General features: G+C 65.5%; 2 protein-coding genes. Both read left to right on the forward strand.

The features are described from left to right. The first annotated feature begins 81 nt into the window (after positions 1 to 81). Entirely contained in the window at positions 82 to 2670 is a 2589-nt protein-coding gene (locus VGS97_RS00770) for a malectin domain-containing carbohydrate-binding protein (RefSeq protein WP_326851174.1), read from the forward strand. A gap of 376 nt (positions 2671 to 3046) precedes the next feature. After that, positions 3047 to 5788, forward strand: a complete 2742-nt coding sequence (locus VGS97_RS00775) for a DEAD/DEAH box helicase (protein ID WP_414641610.1) — start codon at positions 3047 to 3049, stop codon at positions 5786 to 5788. Positions 5789 to 6171 lie beyond the last annotated feature (383 nt).

Consider the following 6171-nt stretch of genomic DNA (forward strand, 5'->3'; position numbering starts at 1 on the left):
GATTTCTCCGAAAGGGCAAATCATCAGATGCGTAGCCTTGTCCTGCCCATGATCTCCCGGAAACGGCGGCGGACAGTTCTCGTGGCCGTGGGTACCGCGATGCTGCTCGTCGTGGAAATGCTGGTGGCGTTGAACTTCATGGCCCCGGCCGCTCACGCCGCGGCCAGCACCGCGGTCACCACCCACCGCAACGACAACCAGCAGAGCGGGCAATACAGCAACGAGACCGTTCTCAACACGTCGAACGTCAATTCGAACCAATTCGGCAAGCGGGTTTCGTACCCGGTGGACGGCCAGATGTACGCACAGCCGCTCTACATGCCGAGCCTCACCATCGGCGGCGCGACCCACAACGTCGTGTTCGCCGCCACCGAGAACGACAGCGTCTACGCGTTCGACGCCGACGCGTTCACCACCACTCCCCCGGCACCGCTGTGGAAAGTAAGCCTGCTGCCGGCCGGCGCGCAAGCGGTGCCGAGCAGCTTCCAGGCCTGCGGTGACATGCAGCCGATCATCGGCATCACCAGCACTCCGGTCATCGACCCGACCACGAACACGATGTTCGTCGTCGCATACGACCAGGAGGGCGGCAAGGAGGTCTACCGCCTGCACGCCCTCGACATCACGACGGGCGCCGACAAGTGGCCGGCCATCGTCATCCAGGGTTCGGTGCCGGGAACGGGCGCCGGCAGCTCCGGCGGGAACCTCACCTTCGACCCCAGCATCGAACGGCAGCGCTCCGCGCTCCTGCTCGCGAACGGCCACCTCTACGTCTCCTTCACCTCGTTCTGCGACATCGGCAACTACCACGGCTGGATCTTCGGCTACAACTACGCGAACAACGCGTTCTCGGTGGCGAACCTCTACAACGACACCGCGAACGGCAGCCAGGCCGGCCTCTGGGGCGGCGGCGCCGCGCTGTCCGCCGACACGAGCGGCAACCTCTACTACGTCAGCGGGAACGGCACGTTCGACGCCGACACCGGCGGCGCCGACATGGGCCAGAGCTTCGTGCGCCTGAACGCCTCGCTCCAGCGGCAGGACTACTTCGCGCCGTTCATCGCGAAGTGCGGCGGGGACAACGACCTCGGCTCCGGCGGCCCGCTGGTGATCCCGTCGGCGAACGAGGTGATCGACGCGGGCAAGGAGGGACGGCCCTTCGTGGTGAGCACCACGAGCATGGGCGGATTCACGGCGGATCCCAACCTCGTCTGCAACGGCGGCACCGACTACAACCGCACGGACGTCGACAAGATCGTCCAGGAACTGCCGGTCGGAAGCGTCGGATCGCTGTTCAGCACGCCGGGGTTCTACAGCGGCCCGAACGGGCAGTATGTGTACTTCTCTGAGTCGGGCGGGCCGACCGTGGCCTACTCGTTCAGCGGCGGCAAGCTGTCGACGGCTCAGACCTCCAAGACGCCCGAGTCGTTCGGCGGCACCGGCGGCGACGTGGTGGTTTCGAGCAACGGGACCGCGTCCGGCACCGGCATCGCGTGGATCGAGGGCGGCGACTCGGTGCTGCGCGCGTATGACGCCAACAACCTCGGGACGGAGCTGTACAACAGCGGTCAGAACAATGCCAGGGACGGCATCTCGGGATACGTGAAGTTCTCGTCGGTGATGGTGACGAACGGTCAGGTCTTCGTCGGGCTCTCGTCGAGCCTGGCCATCTTCGGCCTGCTCAACACCGCGCCGCCGCCACCGCTGCCGAACGGCATCAAGATCAGCGCAGGCGGTCCGGCGGCGGCTCCGTTCGTCGCCGACCAGGACTTCTCCGGCGGGGGGACGTCGGCCACCGGTAGCACGATCGACCTGAGCGGTGTGACCAACCCGGCGCCGATGTCCGTCTACCAGCACAACCGCTTCGGCACCTTCAGCTACGGCGTGGGCGGGCTGCCGACGAGCGGAAGTTACACGGTGCGGCTGCACTTCGCGGAGTCGTACTGGACGACCAAGGGCTCGCGCGTGTTCAACGTGGTGATCAACGGAAGCCAGGTGCTCAGCAACTTCGACATCCTGGGCACCGCGGGCGCGCAGAACAAGGCGGTCGTGGAAGAGTTCAACATACCGTCGAACAGCAACGGCAGAGTCACCGTCCAGTTCAACACGGTCAAGGACAACGCGCAGGTCAACGGGATCGAGATCAACCCGTCGACGAGTTCGGCGTCACCATCGCCGTCATCGTCGCCGTCGGCCTCAGCGTCGTCGTCCCCGCCGCCCCCGCCGCCCGCGACGCTCCAGATCAACTCGGGCGGTCCGGCTGTCTCCCCCTTCGTCGCCGACGAAGACTTCAACGGCGGCGCGACGGCTGTCGTCGGTAACACGATCGACGTGAGCGGCGTCACGAACCCGGCGCCGATGGCCGTCTACCAGAGCAACCGCTACGGCAACTTCACCTACACGATTCCCGGCTACACCGCGGGATCGAGCCATACCGTGCGATTGGACTTCGCGGAGGAGTACTGGACCGCTGCGGGCTCCCGCGTATTCAATGTGCTGATCAACGGAAACACGGTGCTCAGCAACTTCGACATCCTGGCCACCGCGGGCGCGGAGTACAAGGCGGTCGACGAGCAGTTCACCACGACCGCGAACAGCAGCGGTCAGATCGTCATCCAGTTCGTCACGGTGAAGGACAACGCGCAAGTCAACGGCGTCGAGATCTCGTGACCGAGCCACACTGATCCAGTAACCGGTCGCGCACGACGCGACAGGCACCACGTTGCCCCGCTCGCTGCCCGACAGCGGACGGGGCAACGCTGTTTATCCATAACTTCCAGCAGGTCATCAGTGCATGGTTTTCAGCACACACAAGCGCCACCAAGGCAACAGCACACACATCGACTCATCTACAACGCTGATATCCATAGCCGCATGAAATCCAATGTTCATACCCCCAGGGCCACCTAACTCCCCCTCGCTCCCCCTCAGTCCCCCCCTGGATTGTCATCGAGGATCGGCAATCGATAGCACGCGCTGGACCGCTCCAACCGCGAAGGCTCTCCTGTCGCAAGCCGGCAACTGCTGACCGGCATACTTGACCACCGTGCTGGAGGCGTCATTCCAATGGGTCAAAATCAGCGATCCCGACCAGGAACCACCGTGCTTCGCGGCAGTGCCGGATGCGCGGGCACTCGTCGCCGACGACCGGATGCTCGACCACGTCGCCGACAAGCTACAGAGTGCCGGAGTCGCTGTGCGTCGCCTTCGATACCTGGTGGAAGACGAGGAGATCTCAGGATCGCACTTCGACGATGTCCGTGTGGAATCGCACGCATGTCACCTCAACCGGCCGCGGGTCCGATTGCACAACCGGAGTTCAAGAGAAGCAGCACGGTCTGCTCGCGCTGCATTCGAGGCCCTCTGGGACACGCAAGCAGCAGCAGACGAGCCGGCCACCACCCCGCTGAGCGAAGTCGTCCCGGAGCCGTGGTTCGGATACTTTCCGTACCCGTCGCTGAACCCTGCCCAGCGCCAAGCGATACCCGAGATCCTGGGCAATGACGAGAACGTGATAGTCCTTGCTCCGACCGGGGCCGGCAAAACAGTGGTCGGCATGGCCGCGGCGCTGCGGGCCATTCTGGAACAGGGCCGCAAGGCCGCCTGGCTCGTCCCACAGCGGTCGCTCACCGACGAACTGGACCGGGACCTCGACCTGTGGCGACGCCGCGGGCTGCGTATCGAACGGCTCTCGGGGGAACATCGGCTCGACCTCGCCCGGCTGAAGGCGGCGGACCTGTGGGTGGCCACCACGGAGAAGTTCGAGTCCATCTGTCGTTCCACCTCACTGCGCGAGGTCCTCGACGAGGTCGGCGCATTGATCGTCGATGAGGTGCACCTCCTCGGCGACACGGTTCGGGGCCCTGTCCTGGAAGGCTTGCTGGCCAGGATGCGTGACCCGCAGATCCCGACAAGGCTCATCGGCCTTTCCGCAACGGTGACCAACAGCGCGCAGATCGCTTCCTGGCTCCACGCCCGCCTCGTCACCGTCACCTGGCGCCCCGGCCGCCTGACCTGGCAACTGCCGATGATCGCCGCACATCAGGACTGGAACGTCACCGAAGCCTCGCGCGCCCGACTGGCCGCAGCCCTGACGTCCGACGTGACCGCCGACGGGGGAAGTGTTCTCGTGTTCTGCGGGAACAAGCGAAGCGTCCGGTTGACCGCGCTAGTCATCGCGGCTTCTCGCGGGGCCGATGTCCGCGACGTGCATCCAGACGACGTCGACCAGGTTTACCTCACGTGCCGTCATGTGGGCGTAGGGCTCCACTACAAGGACTGGGAGCACCGTTCCGAGGCCGAGGAAGCCTTCCGTGCTCGGCAGATGGACGTGCTGGTAGCGACGACCACCGTGGCGGCCGGAGTGAACCTGCCGGCTCGCGCTGTGATCGTGCGCGACACGCAGGTGGGCTTCGGCGAACTCGATACGGCCACCGTCCTACAGATGTTCGGCCGCTCAGGGCGGGCCGGTACGGGAGAGGAGGACGGCTGGGCCTTTCTCATCGTCGACGAGCACGAGCACGCGATATGGAGGCGAAGGCTCATCGACGGTCATACCGTCGATTCCCAGATCCAGGCAAACCTGCCAGAGCAACTCCTGAGTGAGGCCGTGCAAGGCAGGGTGACATCGGAGTCAGCGGCTGATCGGTGGTGGCTGCAAACCCTCGCCCACCACCAAGGCAGCCGGCACCCGGACCCGCTGCGCAGAGCACTGCGGTTTCTCCTGGAAGCCGAAATGGTTCAGCAAGCCGAGGATGCAGCAGGGCGGTTCACCGCGACCGAACTCGGCCGCCTGACTTCGCGTCTCATGGTCGCGCCCGCGACGGGCACTGACTTACGCAAGGCGCTGGCAGATCTTCCTTTCCCCGACAGCGCCGCAGAGGCCGAGCGTCTTCTCATCCGAACCCTGGCAACGACAGTGCCCCGCCTCGCTCAAGCCACGGCCGCCGATGCCATCAAACCCGTGGTCGCGCAACTGCTCACCCTGTCGCCTCCAGCAGCAGGGGGCGAGCGATCAACCCCTCCGTCAGCGCTCACGCCGGGAGGCGCGCCGGGGGACTTCGCCCAGGCGAGCCTCCTAGTCTGCGCTGCCCCGGAGCAAGACCCTGCGGATCGCCAGCAGCCGACCGAGATCGAGATCCCGTACTCCGCGATGTATCCCATCCTCGAAGAAGCCCCCAGAATTCTGCACTGGCTGGGCAACCAGGGCCACCTCGGCACGGTACATCCGTGGTGCGCGATCGTGGCCGCTGACTTGAGCCGACGGATCCGATGGCGCAGGCTTGAGCCGCGTAGAGGAGCGGGGCGCCTGTTGTGGATGCTTGAACAGATGGCGGACCAGAGCCGGCTCGAACACGATCTGCCGGGATTGTGGCAGGCAGCTCTCGAACGCGGGCACACGTCCCCCGACTGGCCCGCGGGACGCGCCCCCACTGGCTGCGTGCTCGACGACCAGGCTTACGCCGCCTTGCTGCGCGAGCGCACCACAGACTGCCGCCTCAGCGAATACCCGCCACACGCCTGGGTGACCGGTCCGGCCGAATCCGCAGTGACTTGGAGTGGCCCGCAATGGCGCCTGGCGCCTCTGCGGCACGGTTCCGCCGAAGCGGCGTACCCGAACAGATCCACCAGCCGGCGAGGTGTCGCAGTATTCACCCGGCGCGGCGACTACCGCGCCACCGACTGGCTGGCCGCTTACAATGCGGTAGGCCACCACGATCAGCCGTTAAAAGCCGGGCCGCTGGCTGGAAAGAGCAACCGAAACCGAGCTTCCCAGGAAGAGCAGTAGTCCCGGCCACCCCAGGGAAGTGTTATACGGCTGATCCTCACGGAGAAGTGAAGTCATACCGTGTGACGAGCGTGGTTCCCGGATGCGAGCAGCCACCGGCCGATCCTTCAAGACAACCAAGCCTGAAGGAGAAACCAGCGCGATGACTCTGTAGATGGTGTGCCGTTCCCTGCCGTCCTGGACGAGAACGTCGCCTCAGTGAGTCCCGACACGCTGCACAGATGGTGACGCTGTTCGCCAGGCAGCTGATGGGCGCCGAGGCCGACTTTGTGCGGGCCCGAGTACGGCCAGGCCGACGAGCGCCGGGTGAAGTTGAAGTACCACAACGAAGTTCCCCAAGGCCACCGAACACGTGGAGGCCGCCCCACAAGGACCTGCTGGCG

It is taken from the genome of Actinocrinis sp. (genome assembly GCF_035946395.1).
GTDB lineage: Bacteria > Actinomycetota > Actinomycetes > Streptomycetales > Catenulisporaceae > Actinocrinis.